Here is a 19,103-nt window from a genome sequence, read left to right as displayed (position 1 = left end):
GGATGGAGCAGCTTGGTAGCTCGTCGGGCTCATAACCCGAAGGTCGTAGGTTCAAATCCTGCTCCCGCAACCAATTTCTTATAGAAACAATTCAACAGAATATTCACGCTCTTTGTCCTCATATTCAATCAGTATTACTTCAACGCATATTAATAATTATTAATTGAGTTACTGTATTACGTTCTTATTATATCCATATTCGTCACACCCCTGATAGATAAAGGGATAGAGCTTTTGTAATATTTGTAATCAACAGAGTTATCCACAAAAAAAATCTGTGGATAACTCTGTTTATAATCTGTATTTTAGATAACTTGTGATCTGCGTAACAAAAGATCGTACAGGTAATTAAATTTTGATCTGAACACGTAAAAAATAATAACTCATTGTTTTTTATGGTATTTTTTATTTTTTATGATTTCTGTCTAGATCTAAACGGGATCGTTTGTCAATAGTTCTTTGATCTTTATATTTAATTATTAATGTGGCTAACTTTTTTTAAGGCTCAGTGTTTTATCATTATTATGTACTTTGTCCACACGGCTGGTTTTTGGTAATAACATTGAAGTAAAAAGCACTTTTTCAGCCACATTCTTAGCTACGCATCTCTAGGTAGGCCTTTCTCAATAATTCTAATTAGCCGGAGGTGTTTTCCATTTCTGTTGTTCTCCGTTTCATGGAGTTGATGGAGTGCCCAGCGAATGTGTTCATCAATAAGTTCGTTTATTCCCAGTCTTTGTTTTAACGCATTTATGCTACGTTCAGAACTTGGCCCATTTCCGATTGCGATGGCAATATTGCGCAACCACTGATTATGGCCGATTCGGCGAATTGGCGAGCCTTGTAACTGGTTTAAGAACGTCTCTTCATCCCACATAAATAGATCGACTAAATCCGGTGTATTAAAAATAGCGCGACGTTTAAAGTCATCTTGCTTCGTTAATGGAGCATCTCGATTCCAAGGACAGACTAGTTGGCAATCATCACAGCCGTAAATGCGGTTTCCTATCGCCTTACGATACTCCTCGGGAATTGAACCCGAATATTCGATAGTAAGATAAGAGATGCACTTTCTTGAATCGACGATACCTTCTGCGACGATAGCTCCCGTAGGGCAAGATGTAATGCATGCTGTGCACTTTCCACATTGGTTAGTACTTGGTTCATCAATGGGTAATGGAATATTTACCATCAACTCCCCAAGAAAAAACCAAGATCCGGCTTCTTGGTCGAGTATCAAGGAGTGTTTCCCAGTCCATCCCAATCCTGCACGTTGAGCTAAAGGACGCTCCAAAACGGGGGCAGAATCAACGAATGGGCGACAGTTAAGTTCGGAATATTCTTCTTGGATTTTATTTCCGAGTTTTTTTAGCTGATTTCTAACTAGTTTGTGGTAATCACGCCCCAAAGAATAACGACTGATATAGGCGTGAGTAGGAGTATTAAGTGTACTTGCAAAACGGGCCTGAGGTGGAAGGTATTGCATTCGTGCGCTAATCACTCTAATAGTGCCAGGCAGGAGCTCTCCGGGACGTGCACGCATCATGCCGTGACGAGCCATCCAATCCATCTCGCCGTGATAACCTGAATCTAACCAGTGTTGTAATTCAGCTTCATGCTCGTTTAAATCAATATCACTGATCCCGACTTTGTCGAATCCGAGTTCTTTAGCCCAAATCTTTATTTTGTCTGCTAATTCCTGATAATTGATCATGTGACGATCTTAATGCTCTCGGATTAAAAAAGGGTGCGAATATTATCGGATATTTATACTAGGATCTAGGTAAAGCCGTTTATGATCCTCGATAACAGATAAATATTTGTAAATTTTCTTTGCCTTTGTACAAGAATGCTTGTGCTGATGATCGAACCCAGTTTACTATTTCGCCTCTTTAGTTTGTAGTAGAGAGTTTTATTTGATGACCAGTAAATCCATATTCCTTAAAGATGAAGAAGCCACCATCGAATTAGGCAATGCACTGGCTGGTTTGTGTACACAAAGTACCACCTTGTATCTTTATGGCGATCTAGGGGCAGGAAAAACTACCTTTAGTCGCGGTTTTATTAGAAGGTTAGGTCATCAGGGCAATGTTAAAAGTCCAACTTATACTATAGTTGAACCTTATCAATTAGAGTCTTGGGAAGTGTATCATTTCGACCTTTATCGGTTATCTGATCCTGAAGAGCTAGAATTTATGGGTGTTCGTGATTACTTTTCTCCCCAGTCTATTTGTATTGTCGAATGGCCTGAAAAAGGGGAAGGCGTTCTTCCTTTGCCAGATCTTGATATTATAATTCGTTACCGCGACCAACAGAGAGTCGCTGAATTAACCGCACACAGTGCCTATGGGAAAGTCTTATTGTGTCAGTTGACGTTATGAAACATTTTAAACAAATAATCTCCAGTTTTACTCTGTTCATTCTTATATTGGCTTGCATGCCTTCTTTTTCTGCGAGCGCAAACACTTTAAAAGGCGTTCGAGTATGGCCAGCGCCAGATGAAACTCGTGTAGTGATCGACCTTAATAATGAATCTCACTACAGTTATTTTTCGCTATCAAATCCACAACGTTTAGTCGTCGATATTTTAGATATATCCAATAAAGTTAAATTACCAATTGATACCGCTAAGAGTCCGATTTTAAAAAAAATTCGCCTTAGCACCCCAAAAGATGATACTTCGCTCCGTTTGGTATTTGATTTAACTAAACCCGCTGAAACCGAAGTGTTTAAGCTGGCTCCAACACCAAATGGTGAGTATGGGCACCGTTTAGTGATTGATATCGCGCACCCAAACAAAAACTCAAACGATAAAGTATCTAGCACCGTATCATCAACCAATACGACTAATTCGAACAGTGTCGCTAGAGATGCGTCTCAGTATATTGGACAAGATGATGTAATCGTGGCTATTGATGCAGGTCATGGTGGTGAAGATCCTGGCTCAATTGGCCCTGGTGGAAACTACGAAAAAAATGCCACTTTAGCTATTTCAAAGAAACTTGCTGCCAAATTGAATGCAATTTCTGGCGTGAAAGCGGTATTAACTCGGACCGGGGACTACTTCGTTCGGTTAAATAAGCGATCAGATATTGCTCGAAAAAATAAAGCACATTTACTCGTTTCCATTCACGCTGACGCATTTGAAACACCGCAACCTCGTGGGGCTTCAGTATTTGTATTGAATACTCGTCGTGCGAATACGGAAATATCTAAGTGGGTTGAAAATCATGAACGCCAATCGGAGTTACTAGGCGGAGCGGGGCAGGTTCTGGCTAAAAACAATAGCGACCCTAATGTAAGTCAAACATTATTGGATCTTCAATTTAGCCATTCACAAAAAGAAGGTTACAAATTAGCTAAAGACATTTTGTCGGAAATTGGGAAAGTGGCATATTTGCATAAAAAGAGCCCGGTAAATGCCAGTCTAGCGGTTCTTAAGTCTCCTGATATTCCTTCAGTTCTTGTTGAAACTGGGTTTATCTCTAATCCAAAAGAAGAAAAGTTACTCTTTAGCCGTCTTCATCAGGATAAACTTGCCAACTCAATGACAAAGGCGATAGTCCAATATTTTTATGATAACCCACCGGAAGGGACGTTGTTTGCCGCACGTAAAAAAGCGACAAAACATGTGGTCAAATCGGGTGAATCATTGTCGATAGTGGCTAAGCGTTACGGAACGAGCGTTGATCGATTACTTGAAACCAACAAATTGAAGTCAACGACGTTACGAGTTGGGCAAGTATTGCTTGTTGGTGGCACATCATCTCCTTCTATATCGACGCCAAATAGTCAAGCCATTGAAACTAAAGTGATAATCCACACAGTCAAGCCTGGTGAATATCTTGGTCAACTTGCGACTCGTTACAATGTTAGTGTCACCTCGATCAAACAACAGAACAACTTGAAATCGTCAGTATTAAAAGTGGGTCAAAAACTAAAAATAACCACAAAAGTAAGCAGGATAGTTACACAGAAAAAGCCTGTGAATATTGCACCTGTGAAAACAACTAAAGTGGTAACCCACTCGGTTAAGCCTGGAGAGTACCTTGGTCAACTCGCGACTCGTTATGATGTAAGTGTTGCGTCGATTAAGCAACAGAATAAGCTGAAGTCTTCGGTACTGAAAGTCGGCCAAAAGCTGAAAATAACGACAAATAAAGGCGTTGTCACACCACCAAAACCAGCACCATTACGAAAATATAAAGTGCGCCGTGGGGACTTTCTTAGCAAAATCGCAAGTCGATTTAATGTCAGTGTGAATTCATTGCGAGCAACGAATAAGCTCAGAACTGACCGATTACTTGTCGACCAAGTGCTACTTATTCCGGAAAAATAAATGATGCCCATACAGATATTACCTGCTCGATTAGCAAACCAAATAGCCGCAGGTGAAGTGGTCGAGCGACCCGCATCTGTCGTCAAAGAATTAGTTGAAAATAGCCTCGACTCTGGTGCTACACGTATCGATATTGATATCGAAAAAGGTGGTGTAAAGCTGATACGTGTTAGGGATAACGGGTCTGGAATCGCCAAAGATGAATTAACACTCGCATTAAGTCGCCATGCAACCTCGAAAATTCATACGCTCGATGATCTGGAAGCCATCGTTAGTTTAGGATTTCGTGGGGAAGCGCTTGCCAGTATAAGTTCAGTCTCTAGACTCACTTTAACTTCAAGAACACCTACTCAAGAACAAGCGTGGTTAGCGTATTGTGAAGGTCGTGACATGGATGTGAGCCTAAAACCAACGGCACATCCTATCGGTACCACCATTGAAGTTCTCGACCTGTTCTTTAACACACCGGCACGCCGAAAGTTCCTGCGTACTGAAAAAACCGAATTCAGCCATATTGATGAGTTGTTAAAGCGAATTGCGTTAAGTCGATTTGATGTGTCGATTACATTACGCCACAACGGATCAGTAGTACGGCAATATCGCGCAAGTACAACTGATGCACAAATCGAGAAGAGAATCGCAACCGCTTGTGGTACGCAATTTGTTCGTCATATGCTCAAAGTCGAGCTCGAACACCAAGGGTTAAAGTTACATGGTTGGATTGTTGATCCTCACGGAGCTCGCCAGCAGAGCGATTGGCAATACTGTTATGTGAATGGGCGAATGATGAAAGATAAACTCATCAATCACGCGATTCGTCAAAGTTACGAAAATAGCCTTCGTCCCGACCAGTATCCGGCATACGTGATTTATATTGAGATCGATCCTCATCACGTCGATGTTAATGTACACCCAGCAAAACACGAAGTGCGATTCCACCAGGCGAGACTTGTTCACGATTTTATTTATCAAGCATTAACGAGTGCGCTAGCGGAAGCTGAGTATATCGAGCAACCCGCTCAGAATGAGGCGGCATTTCACTACTCAAACGACGACGTATCATCATCTCAACCAACGACAGAGTTAGACAATACGCCGACTTACCCTCGACAAGCTAAGCGTGAATTTGCTGATCATATCGCAGAGGGAAACCGCAAGCCTCGCTCGCCAGAGCTAAAAGATAAAAATCAGTACCGCTATCAACCCGAAAAAGCACCAAGCCAGAAACAAGTGAGAGCCTATAAGGCATTGATGCAGACTGAAGTTGAAGTTGATGACGTAGTTGCAAAGCCGTTAGTATTGCCTTCGACTGGATCAAACTCTAGGGCTGCGAATCACGAACCTTGCGGAGGTAGTGCACCAATTACCGAGATTGGAAAAGCGGTGACTATCGTCGAGGATTGTTTTTTACTCGTTCAATCGACCCCGAACCCTTGCTTGATTTCCCTTCATCGAGCTCAATGGCTAAGGATAAGGAAGCAACTAGATTCAACCAAACAGGATCTTCTGTCTCAGCCTTTGCTTATTCCATTGACCTTTACGGTTACTGAGGAAGAACGGAAGGTTTTTGATCAGCTTATAGAGTCATGTTCTCACTTAGGTATTGAGATAACGTTGCGACCAAATCGAAAAGTGATGGTGATGAGTGTTCCTCAGCCATTACGCCAACAAAATTTACAAAAGCTGTTACCAAACCTGATCTCCTACGCGGCTTCTCAGGTGCTTACTCAGTCGGAGCAACATATCGATTTGTTGGCGGATTGGCTGACAAATCATATTGTTGCTGAACAAAGCACGTATACTTTATCAGAAGCCATTCAACTTATTGCGGAACTTGAACAGCTTTGGGAGGGTCTATTACCATTGGATGATCTTAAGCTTATTCGACAAGTTGATTTTTCATCGACCATAACGGCATTACATTCATGACTAAACCATTACCACTTGCCATTTTTTTGATGGGCCCTACCGCTTCAGGAAAAACGGATTTGGCGATCCGGCTGCGACAGGCGTTCCCCGTAGACATTATTAGTGTTGATTCCGCGCTTATCTATAAAGGAATGGATATTGGTACTGCGAAGCCAAGTCAGAAAGAGTTGGATTTAGCACCGCATCGGTTAATTAATATTCTTGATCCTACCGAAGCTTATTCAGCGGCAGACTTCCGGCGAGACGCCTTGAAAGAGATGGAAGAGATTGTTGCAAAAGGGCGGATTCCATTGCTTGTTGGTGGAACGATGTTGTACTACAAAGCGCTATTGGAAGGCCTTTCACCTTTACCTAGCGCTGATGCGACGATTAGACAACAGATTGAGGAAGAAGCGTTAACTCATGGGTGGCAATATTTGCATGATGCATTAGCGGAAATTGATCCTATTTCGGCAAAGAGAATACACCCAAATGATCCGCAAAGGTTAACGCGTGCATTGGAAGTTTATCGAATTTCGGGTAAAACTCTTACTGAGTTAACTCAAGTGAAAGGCGAGGGGCTCCCTTATCGAGTCGAACAGTTTGCGATTGCTCCCAACGATCGTAAAGAGTTACATCGTCGTATTGAACTGCGATTTAACCGTATGATTGAGTCTGGATTTGTGAATGAAGTGAAGGATCTTCACAATCGAGGTGATCTTCACCCAGATTTACCTTCTATTCGCTGTGTTGGATATCGCCAAGTGTGGGATTATCTAGATGGAACGACTACTTTAGAAGATGCTGTTTTTCGCGGTGTGTGTGCCACTCGCCAGTTGGCCAAACGCCAAATTACATGGCTAAGAGGCTGGGATGAGTTGATGTGGCTCGATAGCGAGGATATCGATCAGGCATTTGAATTAGTGTCAAAAACAATAGCCTCCAACTGAGATGGCTGTGTATAATAGCATTGCTTAAGTTAGGAATTTCGTAGGAGTTCTTTCATTTTTTTACCCCGTTGTTAATTTTTTATACAACATTAGGGTAGTTTTAACTCGTGTTGTATAGTTGCAAATACGAACTAAACTCAAAGCACCAATAGCTAAATAAATTATTAAAAATACAAAATAAGGAAAATAAAAATGGCTAAAGGACAATCTTTACAAGACCCATTCTTGAATGCACTACGTCGTGAGCGCATTCCTGTTTCAATTTACCTTGTGAACGGTATTAAGCTTCAAGGGCAAATCGAATCTTTTGATCAATTTGTGATCCTTTTGAAGAATACTGTGAGCCAAATGGTTTATAAGCATGCGATTTCTACCGTTGTGCCTGCTCGTGCGGTTAGTCATCATACAGCCGATCGCCCGCAAGAGCGTACAGAGAAATCAGAAGATTAAGTTTTTGCATATAAGTATTAAACGTATGATATTGAGGAGTTGGTTGCTTGTTTGACCGTTATGAAGCCGGTGAACGAGCCATACTTGTTCATATAAATTTTACGCAAGAATGTGAATGGGACGATCTGGCAGAGTGTCAGATGCTTGTCTCTTCTGCGGGTGTTGAAACGTTGCAAGTTGTTACGGGCAGTCGTCAAGCACCACATTCTAAATATTATGTTGGTGAAGGCAAAGCTCAAGAAATTGCCCAAGCAGTTCGTTATTCTGAAGCCGATGTGGTTATATTTAACCACGCACTTTCACCCGCTCAAGAGCGTAATTTAGAACAATTATGTGAATGTCGAGTGATTGATCGTACTGGACTTATTCTGGATATTTTTGCTCAGCGAGCGCGTACTTATGAAGGTAAACTTCAAGTCGAGCTTGCTCAATTAAGGCATCTTTCAACGCGATTAATTCGGGGCTGGACGCACTTAGAGAGGCAAAAAGGTGGAATCGGTCTACGTGGGCCTGGTGAAACTCAGCTCGAGACAGACCGTCGTTTGTTGCGGGATCGTATCAAAGCGATACTGCGTCGACTTGCAAAAGTATCGAAGCAGCGTGAACAAGGACGACGAGCGCGAAATCGAGCGGAAATACCCACCATTTCCTTGGTGGGCTATACTAACGCAGGGAAATCTACACTATTTAATCAAATCACTGATGCCAACGTTTATGCCGCGGATCAACTGTTTGCGACACTCGATCCGACTTTACGAAAAATTGAGCTGGAAGATGTTGGACTAGCGATACTTGCAGATACTGTTGGATTTATTCGTCATCTTCCCCATGATTTAGTTGCCGCATTTAAGGCAACGTTACAAGAAACTCAAGAAGCTGACATTTTGTTACATGTTGTTGATGCCAGTGATGAGCGTTTTCGTGAGAATATGGACGCTGTAGATACGGTATTGTCTGAGATTGACGCCGGTGATGTTCCCGTCTTGTTGGTGATGAATAAAATTGACAGCATGGATCATCAGGAACCTCGAGTGGAATATGATGATGAAGGGGTTCCAGTTTGTGTATGGGTGTCAGCAATGCAAGGCCTGGGCATGGAAGAATTATTCCAAGCTTTATCTAAGCGTCTTGCGGTACAAATTGTAGAACATCAATTACGAATTCCTCCTGAGTATCAAGGTCGACTTCGTAGTTTATTTTACCAATCAATGGCAATTCAGCAGGAAGAATATGACGACGAAGGTAATTTGTTAATTAATATTCGTATGCAGGAATCAGATTGGTATAAACTAGAGAAAAGAGAGAGCGTAGTTTTTCGTGACTTTATAGTTGCTTAAAGGACTGCTAAATTAGAACGTCATAGCAAATGATGGAGATTACTGATGGCGTGGAATGAGCCTGGTAATAACGGTAACAACGACAACAACGGACCAGAAAAAGACCCTTGGGGTAATAAAGATGGACGTGGTGGTCGAGATCAAGGTCCACCTGATTTGGATGAAGTATTTAACAAATTAAGTCAGAAATTGGGTGGTAAATTTGGCAAGAAAGGTGGAAGTGGACCTTCGTTTTCAGGTGGCAGTGCTATCGGCTTTGGTGTCGTAGCTGCAATTGCCGTCGCTATTTGGTTCTTTTCCGGTTTCTATACTGTTGGTGAAGCAGAGCGTGGCGTTGTGCTTCGTCTAGGTAAATATGACCGAGTGGTAGAGCCTGGTCTAAACTGGCGTCCTCGTTTTTTCGACGAAGTGACATCAGTGGATGTAGAATCGATTCGTTCTTTACGTGCGACTGGACTCATGTTGACCAAAGATGAAAACGTTGTAACGGTTGGAATGGACGTGCAATACCGTGTTTCTGATCCTTACAAATACCTTTTCCAAGTAACGAATGCTGATGACAGTTTACGTCAAGCAACTGATTCAGCGTTGCGTGCCGTTATCGGTGATTCGTTGATGGACAGTATTCTGACAAGTGGTCGTCAACAGATTCGTCAAAGTACACAAGAAACGTTAGATTCTATCATCGATAAATACGATATGGGGTTAGTACTCGTTGATGTTAACTTCCAATCAGCTCGTCCGCCTGAGCAAGTAAAAGATGCATTTGATGATGCTATCGCTGCACGAGAAGATGAAGAACGTTTTGTTCGTGAAGCAGAAGCTTATGAAAATGAAATCTTGCCTAAAGCAACAGGTCGTGCTGAACGTTTGAAGAAAGAAGCGCATGGTTATAGCGAACGTGTTCGCAATGAAGCATTAGGTCAAGTATCTCAGTTTGCTAAGTTACTTCCTGAATATAAAGCTGCACCAGGTGTAACTCGTGATCGTTTATATTTGGATACTATGGAACAAGTTTATTCTAGTTCATCTAAGGTTTTGATCGATTCGAAATCCAGTGGCAACCTTCTTTACTTACCAGTCGACAAATTGGCTGGGCAGCTAGGTGGAACACCGACGCAGCGTGATTTGAAGTCGTCACCACTATACGATCATATTGAATTAGAATCGGAATTAAATACCAATGTGAGCAACGGTACTGATGTTTCATCTCGTTCAACAACACGTCAAGGGAGATACTAAGAATGCGTAAGTTATTTGTCCCTGTGATTGCGATTGGGTTGATTATTATTTTGATGTCACTGTTCGTTATTCCTGAAGGGGAGCGCGGAATGGTGGTTCGTTTTGGTCGATTACTTAAAGATCCGAACAGCGACATGGCTCATATTTATGAACCAGGTTTGCATTTTAAGATGCCGATATTCGATCGAGTTAAGCGTCTTGACGCTCGAATTCAAACGATGGACGGGCGTTCAGACCGTTTCGTTACCTCAGAGAAAAAAGATGTCATCATCGATTCATACGTTAAATGGCGTATCGAAGACTTTGGTCAATACTATCTTTCGACTGGTGGTGGTAACTCGTTAACCGCTCAAGCGCTTTTAGAACGTAAAGTGACAGATGTTCTACGTTCAGAAATTGGTGCTCGTGAAATTAAGCAAATCGTTTCAGGCCCTCGTAACAAGGCGGTTCTACCGACTGGTACTGATGTTGATGAATTGACAACGGAAGCAGCGAGAGAAGCGTTAGAAATCGATGGTGAACGCGATCAAGTTATGGAAGAAGTACTTAAGAGTACTCGTACCAGCGCGATGAAAGATTTGGGTGTTTACGTTGTTGATTTTCGTATGAAAAAAATTAACTTACCTGATGAAATCAGTGAGTCGATTTACCAACGTATGAGAGCTGAGCGTAAATCTGTTGCAAGTAAGCACCGTTCTCAAGGTCGTGAGAAAGCTGAAATCATCCGAGCTCAAGCGGAACTTGAGGTCGCAACTATCTTGGCTGAAGCAGATAGAATCGCTCGAGTTACTCGTGGTGATGCGGATGCAGAAGCGGCTAAGATTTATACGAGTGAGTATAATAAAGATCCTGAGTTCTTTAGTTTCTTACGTTCACTAAAAGCGTACGAGAAATCGTTTAGTAGTAAGAGTGACATTTTGGTGTTGGATCCTAATAGTGAGTTCTTCAAATATATGAATGACGCACAAGGCTCTAGCGAAAAATAGACATTCTGGTTATGACGAAAGGCTCCTTCGGGAGCCTTTTTTGTTTTGCTAGTTACAATTAAACCCACTTTTAGGAAATGCTCATGTCACAATCAGTTTGGATCGCAATCGGCTTTGTACTGATTGTAGAGGGTTTAGGGCCGCTATTAGCACCGTCAGGTTGGCGAAAAATGATGCAGCAGCTCAGTCATCAGCAAGATCATGACTTACGCAGGCTCGGAGGGTGTTTAGTTGTTGCTGGCGTGGTTATTAGTTATGTTTTTCTACATTAATTTTTATGATTGCTACTAATCACTTAATAATGCGGAGGCGGTGTTTCTTCTGATGGATCAGCAAGGTTACTCGTGTTTAATGATTTTATTTTACTGACCATAAATACCATCTGTTCTTGTATCTTACTCAATTGAAGCTGCTGCTGGCTTAAAGCATCATTGAGTTCTTCAATAGTTTGTTCCTGGAAAGCGATCTGACATTCCAAGTCATTAACTTTTACTTCTAGTTTTTTATCTTCGTTATCTGTCATGGGATTACTCATTCAAATTTCCAAGCCTCGGCAATTCCTGCAGAGGTTGCTGAAATGACTCGGCCGTCATTATCGAAAGCAGCATCATACACGACTGCGCGTGGAGGACGAGTATCTTTTGTTGGTGTTGCCTCGAAACTGTCCAATTTATTACCGGATTGTACTTGCCAAATGGTGACCTTGCTTGATGGTGTACCGGTAACAAGATACTTACCATCATCAGAAAAGCGTGCTGTTGAAAAAATAAGTTGGCGAGCAAAACTATTGAGCTGCGATAATTCTTCACCACGACTAATATCCCAAATTTTGGCTTGATTACCGCCATCGGAAGTAAATGCTAATTTTCCCTTTCTCTGGAGGGCAACTCTAACCACGCGTTGTTCATGCTCATAACTGCGGACAACCTGACCTGTTTGAGTGTCCCATAAATAAGCAAAATAGTCATTTCCGCCAGTTAAGGCATAACGGCCGTTGGCGGAAAGCGCTACAGTATTCACTTTTTCTTGATGGGCGAGGAACTCTAAGCGACGCCCATTGACTAAATCTAGATAAATGGCTTTACCATTGGATAAACCCATAAGAACTTGTTCGCCATCACTAGAAATATCGATATCACGAATCGTTCCGTCTGCAACGGACCAAAGCCCTGTAGCTTGAGACCATGCAAGATCCCAAACTGCAAAATTGTTGGTTCCGGCAGTAATGGCGTAGCGTTTATTATCTGAGATACGAATATGTTGAACTGGACTCGATTCCTGATCTAAAGCTCCTAGGTTTGCTAATTCTTTATTTTTTACCAAATCCCAAAGGCGAAGTTGTTGTTCTTGGGAAAATGTAATCGCGAACCGAGCATCACGACTCAAGCCAAAAGCGGTCGCACCAGATGGAGTTATCGACCATGTCTGATCTGGGGTCGCCGATAAAAAACAGCCATTTAACATAGCACTGACAACGGATATTATTAGGTAACGAGAAAATGTAAGCATCGGTTTAGATATCCACTTGAGTCTAAAGACAAACGAATCACATAAGGTTATATTGGTATAACAATCTATTGCGCGCCAATTCTTGTTGATGAATTGTGCGAAATAACGGTAGGTTTTCCTACCCATTCTGGAGAAATAAATGAAATCAATGTTTAAAGTGTCGCTACTAGCAGCAACAATTGCGTTAATGGCGGGATGTCAGGAAGAAGCGGCTGCCCCTGCAGAAGCTCCAGCGGTTGAAGCAGCTAAAACTGTTGAATTCAAAAATGATGATGAAAAAGTGGCTTATGCAATTGGTGTTTCTTTTGCAAATTACTTGGGCACTAGTTTAGATAAACCTAAAGAATTTGGTGTTGATTTAAGCAAAGAACTAGTGTTGAAAGGGATTGAGGATGCATTTGCTGAAAAGTCTTCATTGACAGAAGAAGAGATTCAAACAGCTCTACAAGATTTCGATACTCGCGTGAATGAATTAGCGACCGCTCAAGTTGAAGAGAAAGCAGCAGCCGCGAAAAAAGCGGGTGATGAATTCCGCGCAGAGTATGCAAAGAAAGATGGGGTAACTCAGACAGAATCTGGAATTTTATATCAAGTTCTAACAGAAGGTACTGGGGCTTCACCAGAAGCGAGCGATACAGTTGAAGTTCACTATAAAGGAACGTTGATTGACGGTACCCAATTTGACAGCTCTTACGATCGTAATGAGTCAGCGACCTTCCCTCTGGATCGCGTGATTCCTGGTTGGACAGAAGGTGTTCAACTAATGAAAGAAGGCTCTAAGTTTGAATTTGTCATTCCACCAGAGTTGGCTTACGGAGAAAATGATACGGGTACGATTCCACCGCATTCAACGTTAATATTTGAAGTTGAATTGCTTAAAGTCGTAAAACCGGAAGCACAACCTACTTCAGCAGAGTAAGCAAATTTAAATTAGCGTAAGATTTATTATGCTTATCTTCAAAAAAGCCTGAGTCTATCAGGCTTTTTTTGTATTTAATCCGATTAAATTGAGTTGGGAATTTGTTCTAAGTCACTTGATGACAATATTGCTGCTCATAACTTTAAAATTTTCTGATAAACTTACAGTAATTATTTGATAACTTGCATAAGGTTGGACGACAGTGACTACAACAGAAATGCTAAATGCAGAAATGCTGCTTGAATTGGAATCTGTCCATGTGAAACCATTTAGCGAGCACGATAAAATTATTCTTCATTCCTATGAAGCAGTAGTTGATGGTATTGCCAGTCTGATTGGTTCGTTTTGTGAAATCGTTCTACATTCATTAGAAGATCTCAATACTTCAGCGATTAAAATTGCAAATGGTGAGAATACTGGACGTCAGGTTGGTTCTCCAATTACAGATTTGGCGTTAAAAATGCTTCAAGATATTGAAGATTCAGAACGTAATTTTTCTCGTTCATATTTCACCCGAGCTAAGGGTGGAGTGTTGATGAAATCCATTACTATTGCAATCCGTAATGGGGACAACCGAGTTATTGGCTTATTGTGTATTAATGTGAATTTAGATGCGCCGTTCTCCGATGTACTAAGCTCATTTATGCCAACGCCAGAGGCCCAAGAAGCGGCATCGTCGGTGAATTTTGCTAGTGACGTCGAAGAATTGGTTGATCAAACCGTCGAACGAACCATTGAAGAAATTAATGCTGATAAATCGGTTTCGAATAATACTAAGAATCGTCAAATTGTTATGGCGCTGTTTGATAAAGGTATCTTTGATATTAAAGATGCGATTAACCGTGTTGCCGATCGCTTAAATATCTCTAAGCACACTGTTTATCTTTACATCCGCCAACGCAAAGTAGAAGAGTAAACGTGGCATTACGGTATACATTGGTGGTTAACGGCCCGATATATGGGACTCAAGCATCACGTAGTGCTTTTCAATTTGCTCAGGCATTAATTGAAAAAGGGCATCAATTAGTGAGTGTGTTCTTTTATCAAGCTGGCGTGACCAATGGAACTCGGTTAAGTGTTCCTGCGAATGATGAGTTTGACTTAGCGACAGCATGGCAGGAACTCGGTGCATTACATAATATCCAACTTGAGACATGCGTGGCCGCATCGTTACGGCGTGGAATGCTGAGTGAAAGCGAAGCAACACAACACCAGTTGAAAGGGGATAATCTTTCCGCGTCTTTTACTCAGGCCGGGTTAGGGAGTTTAGCGCAAGCTCTATTAACGCAAGATAGAGTGGTGCAGTTTTGAGTTCAGTAACATTCCTATTTCGCACATCTCCTCATTCAACGAGTGCTGGTCGTGAAGGTATCGATGCTTTATTAGCAGCTTCGGCTTATAGTGAAGACTTATGCGCGATATTTATTGGTGATGGTGTCGCTCAATTGCTCGCGGGGCAAGAAACCGATGATATTCTGAGTAAACATTATGCGCCAATGTTTAAGCTTCTCGAGCTTTATGATGTTGAGCGGATTTATGTATGTGGTGAATCTATGAAAAATATGGGATTGACCGTCGACCAATTGATTATTGAAGTTGAAGTTCTTGAACGACAAGCTATATCGCAGCGATTGCACGAAAGTGCCAAACTTCTTTCGTTTTAGTTAATGGTGTTTTCATGCTCCACATTGTAAAAAGTCAGCAAGCTATTCACGAACTTCTATCAAGTATTGAGCTTGGTGATACCGTGCTTTTAATTGAAGACTCGGTTTATCTTACAAACCCTAACCACCATTTGTATTCTCTTCTTACGAGCTTGAGTGACGTTACTGCTCTGAGACCGGATGTTCATGCAAGGGGGTTAGCCAACCTCATCAGCCAGAGCATTGCGCAGGTTAATTATGCTGAATTCGTCGAGCTAACTGTACGTCATCACTCTTCGTTAACCTGGGAATAAACCTATATTTTCAGAGGTTTAACTAATGGTTAGAAACTGATCGAAAAAAGATCAGTTTATTCCTTGACACATCTCCCACTGATGCATAGAATTTTGCGTCCCTATTTGTATGAAAATACATAGGTATAGATTTTTCACAAAGCTTATTTTAAGTAAATCAGGAGCTATTTAATGGCAACTATTAACCAGTTGGTTCGTAAGCCACGTGTAAAGCAAGTTGTTAAAACCAACGTGCCTGCACTGGAAGCGTGCCCACAAAAACGTGGTGTTTGTACTCGTGTTTACACGACAACACCTAAAAAACCTAACTCAGCACTTCGTAAAGTTTGTCGTGTTCGTTTGACAAACGGTTTCGAAGTTACTTCGTACATCGGTGGTGAAGGTCACAACCTTCAAGAGCACTCAGTTGTTCTTATCCGTGGTGGTCGTGTTAAAGACCTTCCGGGTGTACGTTACCACACAGTACGTGGTGCACTAGACTGTTCTGGCGTAAACAATCGTAAACAGTCTCGTTCTAAGTATGGTGTGAAGCGTCCTAAGTCTTAATATTTCTCTGTTGAAAGTTAAGTAAGGCCAAACATTTAATTAAATTATTAATTTGAAGAAACTTTAGAGTTTTGGATAACCTGAAGAAGACAACGGAGAATAACTATGCCACGTCGTCGCGTCATTAGTCAGCGCAAGATCCTTCCAGATCCTAAGTTCAAATCTGAACTGCTGGCAAAATTCGTTAACATCCTTATGGTTGACGGAAAAAAATCTACTGCAGAGAAAATTGTATACACTGCACTAGAAGCTATGGCTGAGAAATCTGGCCAAGATCACTTAGCTGTATTTGAACAAGCTCTTGAAAATGTTCGCCCTGGTGTCGAAGTTAAATCTCGTCGTGTGGGTGGTTCAACTTACCAAGTACCTGTAGAAGTACGTCCGATTCGTCGTAACGCACTTGCTATGCGTTGGTTGGTTGATGCTGCGCGTAAGCGTGGTGAAAAATCTATGGCTGCACGTCTAGCAGCAGAAATGTTAGATGCAGCAGAAAACAAAGGTTCTGCGGTTAAGAAACGTGAAGACGTTCACCGTATGGCTGACGCGAACAAAGCGTTCGCACATTACCGCTGGTAATAACGTCGGTAATACCTTTAGTGCTGCGAGTCTTCTCGCAGCACTTTGCTATTCTAAGGTTCACCTTAGTAAGAGGATACAATCGTGGCTCGTAAAACTCCTATCGAGCGTTACCGCAATATCGGTATTTGTGCTCATGTAGATGCCGGTAAGACAACCACTACTGAGCGTATTCTGTTTTATACAGGTCTTTCTCACAAAATAGGCGAAGTTCACGATGGTGCCGCGACCATGGATTGGATGGAGCAGGAACAAGAGCGTGGAATAACGATCACCTCTGCTGCAACCACGACATTCTGGCATGGCATGGAAACTCAGTTTCCGGAACATCGCATCAACATTATCGATACTCCTGGACACGTTGACTTCACGATTGAAGTAGAACGTTCATTACGCGTGCTCGATGGTGCTGTTGTTGTATTTTGTGGTTCTTCTGGTGTAGAACCTCAGTCAGAAACCGTATGGCGTCAAGCAGACAAATACCAAGTTCCAAGACTCGTATTTGTGAATAAAATGGACCGTACTGGTGCCGACTACCTGCGTGTAATCGATCAAATTAAACATCGTCTTGGTGCTAACCCTGTGCCACTTCAACTCAATATTGGATCTGAAGAGGATTTCAAAGGTGTCATCGACCTGATCAAGATGAAAGCAATCAACTGGAACGAAGCCGATCAAGGCATGTCTTTCACTTATGAAGATATTCCAGAAGATATGCAAGATGAAGCTGAAGAGTGGCGCAACAACTTAGTTGAAGCGGCAGCTGAAGCGAATGAAGAATTGATGGATAAATACCTTGAAGAAGGTGAATTATCTGAAGAAGAAGTTAAACTCGGTCTTCGTATCCGTACTCTGAATAATGAGATAGTTCTCGCTACTTGCGGTAGTGCATTTAAGAACAAAGGAGTACAAGCGGTACTTGATGCTGTGATTGAATACCTTCCATCTCCAACTGACGTACCTGCAATTAAGGGAATCGGTCATGCGGACAAGGAAGTGGAGCGTCATGCCGATGACAAAGAACCGTTTGCTTCTTTAGCGTTTAAAATTGCGACAGACCCATTTGTTGGAACATTAACGTTTCTTCGAGTGTATTCAGGTGTCATTAGCACTGGTGATACCGTTTATAACTCGGTGAAGGAAAAAAGAGAACGTTTGGGCCGCATTGTACAAATGCATGCCAATAAGCGTGATGAAGTAAAAGAAATCCGAGCGGGTGATATTGCAGCGGCTGTAGGCCTAAAAGATGTCACTACGGGGGATACGTTGTGCGATCAGAACCACAAAGTGATTCTTGAACGTATGGAGTTTCCTGATCCCGTAATACAGATCGTTGTTGAGCCTCGCTCACAAGCTGATCAGGATAAAATGGCCATTGCACTAGGTAAATTAGCAATGGAAGATCCATCTTTCCATGTAGAAACGGATGATGAAACAGGTCAAACCTTGATTTCTGGAATGGGTGAACTACACCTAGATATCATTGTTGACCGAATGAAGCGTGAGTTCAGCGTTGACTGTAATGTTGGTAACCCTCAAGTTTCGTACCGTGAAAATATTCTTGGTACATCAAACGCTGAAGGTAAATTCATTCGCCAACCCGTTGGTGGAAAAGGTCAATATGGTCACGTTTGGCTTAAACTTGAACCTGCAGAAGTAGGAGATGGTTTAATCTTTATTGACGAAAGCGTTGGTGGAGTTATTCCTCAAGAATATATTGCTCCGATAGCGAAAGGTATCGAAGAGCAAATGAACAATGGTGTATTAGCTGGCTATCCAATTGTGGATATTAAGGTCACTTTATACGATGGTTCATTCCACGATGTTGACTCAAGTGAAGTAGCGTTTAAAATAGCGGCATCAATGGCGTTTAAGAAAGGGGTTATGGATGCTCAACCCGTTGTTCTTGAACCGCTAATGAAAGTTGAAGTAACCACACCGGAAGATTGGATGGGTGATGTTGTTGGCGATTTAAACCGTCGTCGCGGCATGATTGAAGGTATGGATGAGGGGCTAGCTGGCTTAAAAATCATTCATTCTAAAGTCCCATTATCGGAAATGTTTGGTTATGCAACTGCGTTGCGTTCTGCTACTCAAGGGCGTGCTTCTTACTCTATGGAGTTTGTTGAATACGCTGAAGTACCAAAGAATGTTGCCAATGCAATTATTGCAGAGCGCACTTAGTTGTTATCGATTAACAATGAATCTATTGCGCTAACGGAAGTTGACGCATAAAATAGCAATTTCTGGAGCTCCTCAAGATAAACGTTACTTGGGGTGAATCTTAACTAGGAAGGAACACGATCGTGTCTAAAGAAAAATTTGAACGTACGAAACCGCACGTAAACGTTGGTACTATCGGCCACGTTGACCACGGTAAAACA

General features: G+C 41.9%; 20 protein-coding genes. 17 read left to right on the top strand and 3 right to left on the bottom strand.

Going from position 1 to position 19,103, the window contains the following annotated elements; genetic code table 11:
* Positions 1–598: 598 nt before the first annotated feature.
* Positions 599–1,711 carry a tRNA epoxyqueuosine(34) reductase QueG gene (gene queG / locus ACXJY6_RS19595; RefSeq protein WP_458769364.1) on the bottom strand — a complete coding sequence of 371 codons (1,113 nt, stop codon included), beginning with the start codon at positions 1,709–1,711 and terminating at the stop codon, positions 599–601.
* A 208-nt stretch (positions 1,712–1,919) separates the two neighbouring features.
* Between queG and tsaE the strand changes: the two genes are divergently transcribed.
* The 9 genes from tsaE (at position 1,920) to ACXJY6_RS19550 (ending at position 11,484) form a co-directional block, all read left to right on the top strand.
* Positions 1,920–2,381 carry a tRNA (adenosine(37)-N6)-threonylcarbamoyltransferase complex ATPase subunit type 1 TsaE gene (tsaE, locus tag ACXJY6_RS19590; protein ID WP_456053065.1) on the top strand — a complete coding sequence of 154 codons (462 nt, stop codon included), beginning with the start codon at positions 1,920–1,922 and terminating at the stop codon, positions 2,379–2,381.
* On the top strand, positions 2,378–4,339 hold the full coding sequence (locus ACXJY6_RS19585) for a LysM peptidoglycan-binding domain-containing protein (RefSeq protein ID WP_458769362.1): 1,962 nt from the start codon (positions 2,378–2,380) through the stop codon (positions 4,337–4,339). The genes tsaE and ACXJY6_RS19585 overlap by 4 nt, the downstream gene beginning before the upstream one ends.
* Positions 4,340–4,342: 3 nt before the next feature.
* Positions 4,343–6,268, top strand: a complete 1,926-nt coding sequence (mutL, locus tag ACXJY6_RS19580) for a DNA mismatch repair endonuclease MutL (RefSeq protein ID WP_458769363.1) — start codon at positions 4,343–4,345, stop codon at positions 6,266–6,268.
* Positions 6,265–7,197 carry a tRNA (adenosine(37)-N6)-dimethylallyltransferase MiaA gene (miaA, locus tag ACXJY6_RS19575; protein WP_458769361.1) on the top strand — a complete coding sequence of 311 codons (933 nt, stop codon included), beginning with the start codon at positions 6,265–6,267 and terminating at the stop codon, positions 7,195–7,197. Before mutL ends, miaA begins: the two co-directional genes overlap by 4 nt.
* Positions 7,198–7,389: 192 nt before the next feature.
* Complete coding sequence (gene hfq / locus ACXJY6_RS19570) at positions 7,390–7,647, top strand: RNA chaperone Hfq (RefSeq protein ID WP_456053062.1); 258 nt, start codon at positions 7,390–7,392, stop codon at positions 7,645–7,647.
* A gap of 47 nt (positions 7,648–7,694) precedes the next feature.
* The gene (gene hflX / locus ACXJY6_RS19565) at positions 7,695–8,984 is read left to right on the top strand and encodes a ribosome rescue GTPase HflX (protein WP_458769360.1); all 1,290 of its coding nucleotides are present in this window, start codon (positions 7,695–7,697) and stop codon (positions 8,982–8,984) included.
* A 45-nt stretch (positions 8,985–9,029) separates the two neighbouring features.
* Positions 9,030–10,226, top strand: a complete 1,197-nt coding sequence (gene hflK, locus ACXJY6_RS19560; RefSeq protein WP_456053060.1) for an FtsH protease activity modulator HflK — start codon at positions 9,030–9,032, stop codon at positions 10,224–10,226.
* Positions 10,227–10,228: 2 nt separating this feature from the next.
* Entirely contained in the window at positions 10,229–11,212 is a 984-nt protein-coding gene (gene hflC, locus ACXJY6_RS19555; protein ID WP_456053059.1) for a protease modulator HflC, read from the top strand.
* 83 nt (positions 11,213–11,295) lie between these two features.
* Positions 11,296–11,484: a DUF2065 domain-containing protein gene (locus tag ACXJY6_RS19550; RefSeq protein WP_456053058.1), complete on the top strand. Its 189-nt coding sequence runs from the start codon at positions 11,296–11,298 to the stop codon at positions 11,482–11,484.
* 23 nt (positions 11,485–11,507) lie between these two features.
* Here the strand turns inward: ACXJY6_RS19550 and ACXJY6_RS19545 are convergent, their stop codons facing one another.
* On the bottom strand, positions 11,508–11,735 hold the full coding sequence (locus ACXJY6_RS19545) for a SlyX family protein (RefSeq protein WP_456053066.1): 228 nt from the start codon (positions 11,733–11,735) through the stop codon (positions 11,508–11,510).
* Positions 11,736–11,743: 8 nt separating this feature from the next.
* A complete protein-coding gene (locus ACXJY6_RS19540; RefSeq protein WP_458769359.1) occupies positions 11,744–12,721 on the bottom strand; it encodes a WD40 repeat domain-containing protein in 978 nt (325 codons plus the stop codon).
* Positions 12,722–12,860: 139 nt separating this feature from the next.
* Here ACXJY6_RS19540 and fkpA point away from each other — a divergent pair, with 139 nt between their 5' ends.
* From fkpA to fusA, 8 genes are all read left to right on the top strand, one after another.
* A complete protein-coding gene (gene fkpA, locus ACXJY6_RS19535; RefSeq protein WP_456053056.1) occupies positions 12,861–13,640 on the top strand; it encodes an FKBP-type peptidyl-prolyl cis-trans isomerase in 780 nt (259 codons plus the stop codon).
* Between the two features lie 202 nt (positions 13,641–13,842).
* Positions 13,843–14,556: a helix-turn-helix transcriptional regulator gene (locus tag ACXJY6_RS19530; RefSeq protein ID WP_456053055.1), complete on the top strand. Its 714-nt coding sequence runs from the start codon at positions 13,843–13,845 to the stop codon at positions 14,554–14,556.
* A 2-nt stretch (positions 14,557–14,558) separates the two neighbouring features.
* The gene (gene tusD / locus ACXJY6_RS19525) at positions 14,559–14,951 is read left to right on the top strand and encodes a sulfurtransferase complex subunit TusD (RefSeq protein WP_456053054.1); all 393 of its coding nucleotides are present in this window, start codon (positions 14,559–14,561) and stop codon (positions 14,949–14,951) included.
* Positions 14,948–15,304, top strand: coding sequence for a sulfurtransferase complex subunit TusC (tusC, locus tag ACXJY6_RS19520; RefSeq protein WP_458769358.1), 357 nt, complete (start codon positions 14,948–14,950; stop codon positions 15,302–15,304). Before tusD ends, tusC begins: the two co-directional genes overlap by 4 nt.
* 14 nt (positions 15,305–15,318) lie before the next feature.
* The gene (gene tusB, locus ACXJY6_RS19515; protein ID WP_458769357.1) at positions 15,319–15,597 is read left to right on the top strand and encodes a sulfurtransferase complex subunit TusB; all 279 of its coding nucleotides are present in this window, start codon (positions 15,319–15,321) and stop codon (positions 15,595–15,597) included.
* A 171-nt stretch (positions 15,598–15,768) separates the two neighbouring features.
* Positions 15,769–16,143, top strand: coding sequence for a 30S ribosomal protein S12 (gene rpsL / locus ACXJY6_RS19510; RefSeq protein WP_456053051.1), 375 nt, complete (start codon positions 15,769–15,771; stop codon positions 16,141–16,143).
* Positions 16,144–16,248: 105 nt separating this feature from the next.
* Positions 16,249–16,719: a 30S ribosomal protein S7 gene (gene rpsG / locus ACXJY6_RS19505; protein WP_456053050.1), complete on the top strand. Its 471-nt coding sequence runs from the start codon at positions 16,249–16,251 to the stop codon at positions 16,717–16,719.
* A gap of 84 nt (positions 16,720–16,803) precedes the next feature.
* Entirely contained in the window at positions 16,804–18,903 is a 2,100-nt protein-coding gene (gene fusA, locus ACXJY6_RS19500) for an elongation factor G (RefSeq protein WP_456053049.1), read from the top strand.
* The last annotated feature ends 200 nt before the right edge of the window (positions 18,904–19,103 follow it).

This window comes from Vibrio phycocola, from assembly GCF_054404255.1.
This window is presented reverse-complemented; position numbering and strand designations above follow the sequence as displayed.

What these genes read in the sequence shown, in the direction of transcription:
- tsaE (WP_456053065.1), top strand. Translation starts at nt 1,920, where the DNA reads ATGACCAGTAAATCCATATTCCTTAAAGATGAAGAAGCCACCATCGAA.
- ACXJY6_RS19585 (WP_458769362.1), top strand. Translation starts at nt 2,378, where the DNA reads ATGAAACATTTTAAACAAATAATCTCCAGTTTTACTCTGTTCATTCTT.
- mutL (WP_458769363.1), top strand. Translation starts at nt 4,343, where the DNA reads ATGCCCATACAGATATTACCTGCTCGATTAGCAAACCAAATAGCCGCA.
- miaA (WP_458769361.1), top strand. Translation starts at nt 6,265, where the DNA reads ATGACTAAACCATTACCACTTGCCATTTTTTTGATGGGCCCTACCGCT.
- hfq (WP_456053062.1), top strand. Translation starts at nt 7,390, where the DNA reads ATGGCTAAAGGACAATCTTTACAAGACCCATTCTTGAATGCACTACGT.
- hflK (WP_456053060.1), top strand. Translation starts at nt 9,030, where the DNA reads ATGGCGTGGAATGAGCCTGGTAATAACGGTAACAACGACAACAACGGA.
- hflC (WP_456053059.1), top strand. Translation starts at nt 10,229, where the DNA reads ATGCGTAAGTTATTTGTCCCTGTGATTGCGATTGGGTTGATTATTATT.
- ACXJY6_RS19550 (WP_456053058.1), top strand. Translation starts at nt 11,296, where the DNA reads ATGTCACAATCAGTTTGGATCGCAATCGGCTTTGTACTGATTGTAGAG.
- ACXJY6_RS19545 (WP_456053066.1), bottom strand. Translation starts at nt 11,735, where the DNA reads ATGACAGATAACGAAGATAAAAAACTAGAAGTAAAAGTTAATGACTTG.
- ACXJY6_RS19540 (WP_458769359.1), bottom strand. Translation starts at nt 12,721, where the DNA reads ATGCTTACATTTTCTCGTTACCTAATAATATCCGTTGTCAGTGCTATG.
- fkpA (WP_456053056.1), top strand. Translation starts at nt 12,861, where the DNA reads ATGAAATCAATGTTTAAAGTGTCGCTACTAGCAGCAACAATTGCGTTA.
- tusB (WP_458769357.1), top strand. Translation starts at nt 15,319, where the DNA reads ATGCTCCACATTGTAAAAAGTCAGCAAGCTATTCACGAACTTCTATCA.
- rpsL (WP_456053051.1), top strand. Translation starts at nt 15,769, where the DNA reads ATGGCAACTATTAACCAGTTGGTTCGTAAGCCACGTGTAAAGCAAGTT.
- rpsG (WP_456053050.1), top strand. Translation starts at nt 16,249, where the DNA reads ATGCCACGTCGTCGCGTCATTAGTCAGCGCAAGATCCTTCCAGATCCT.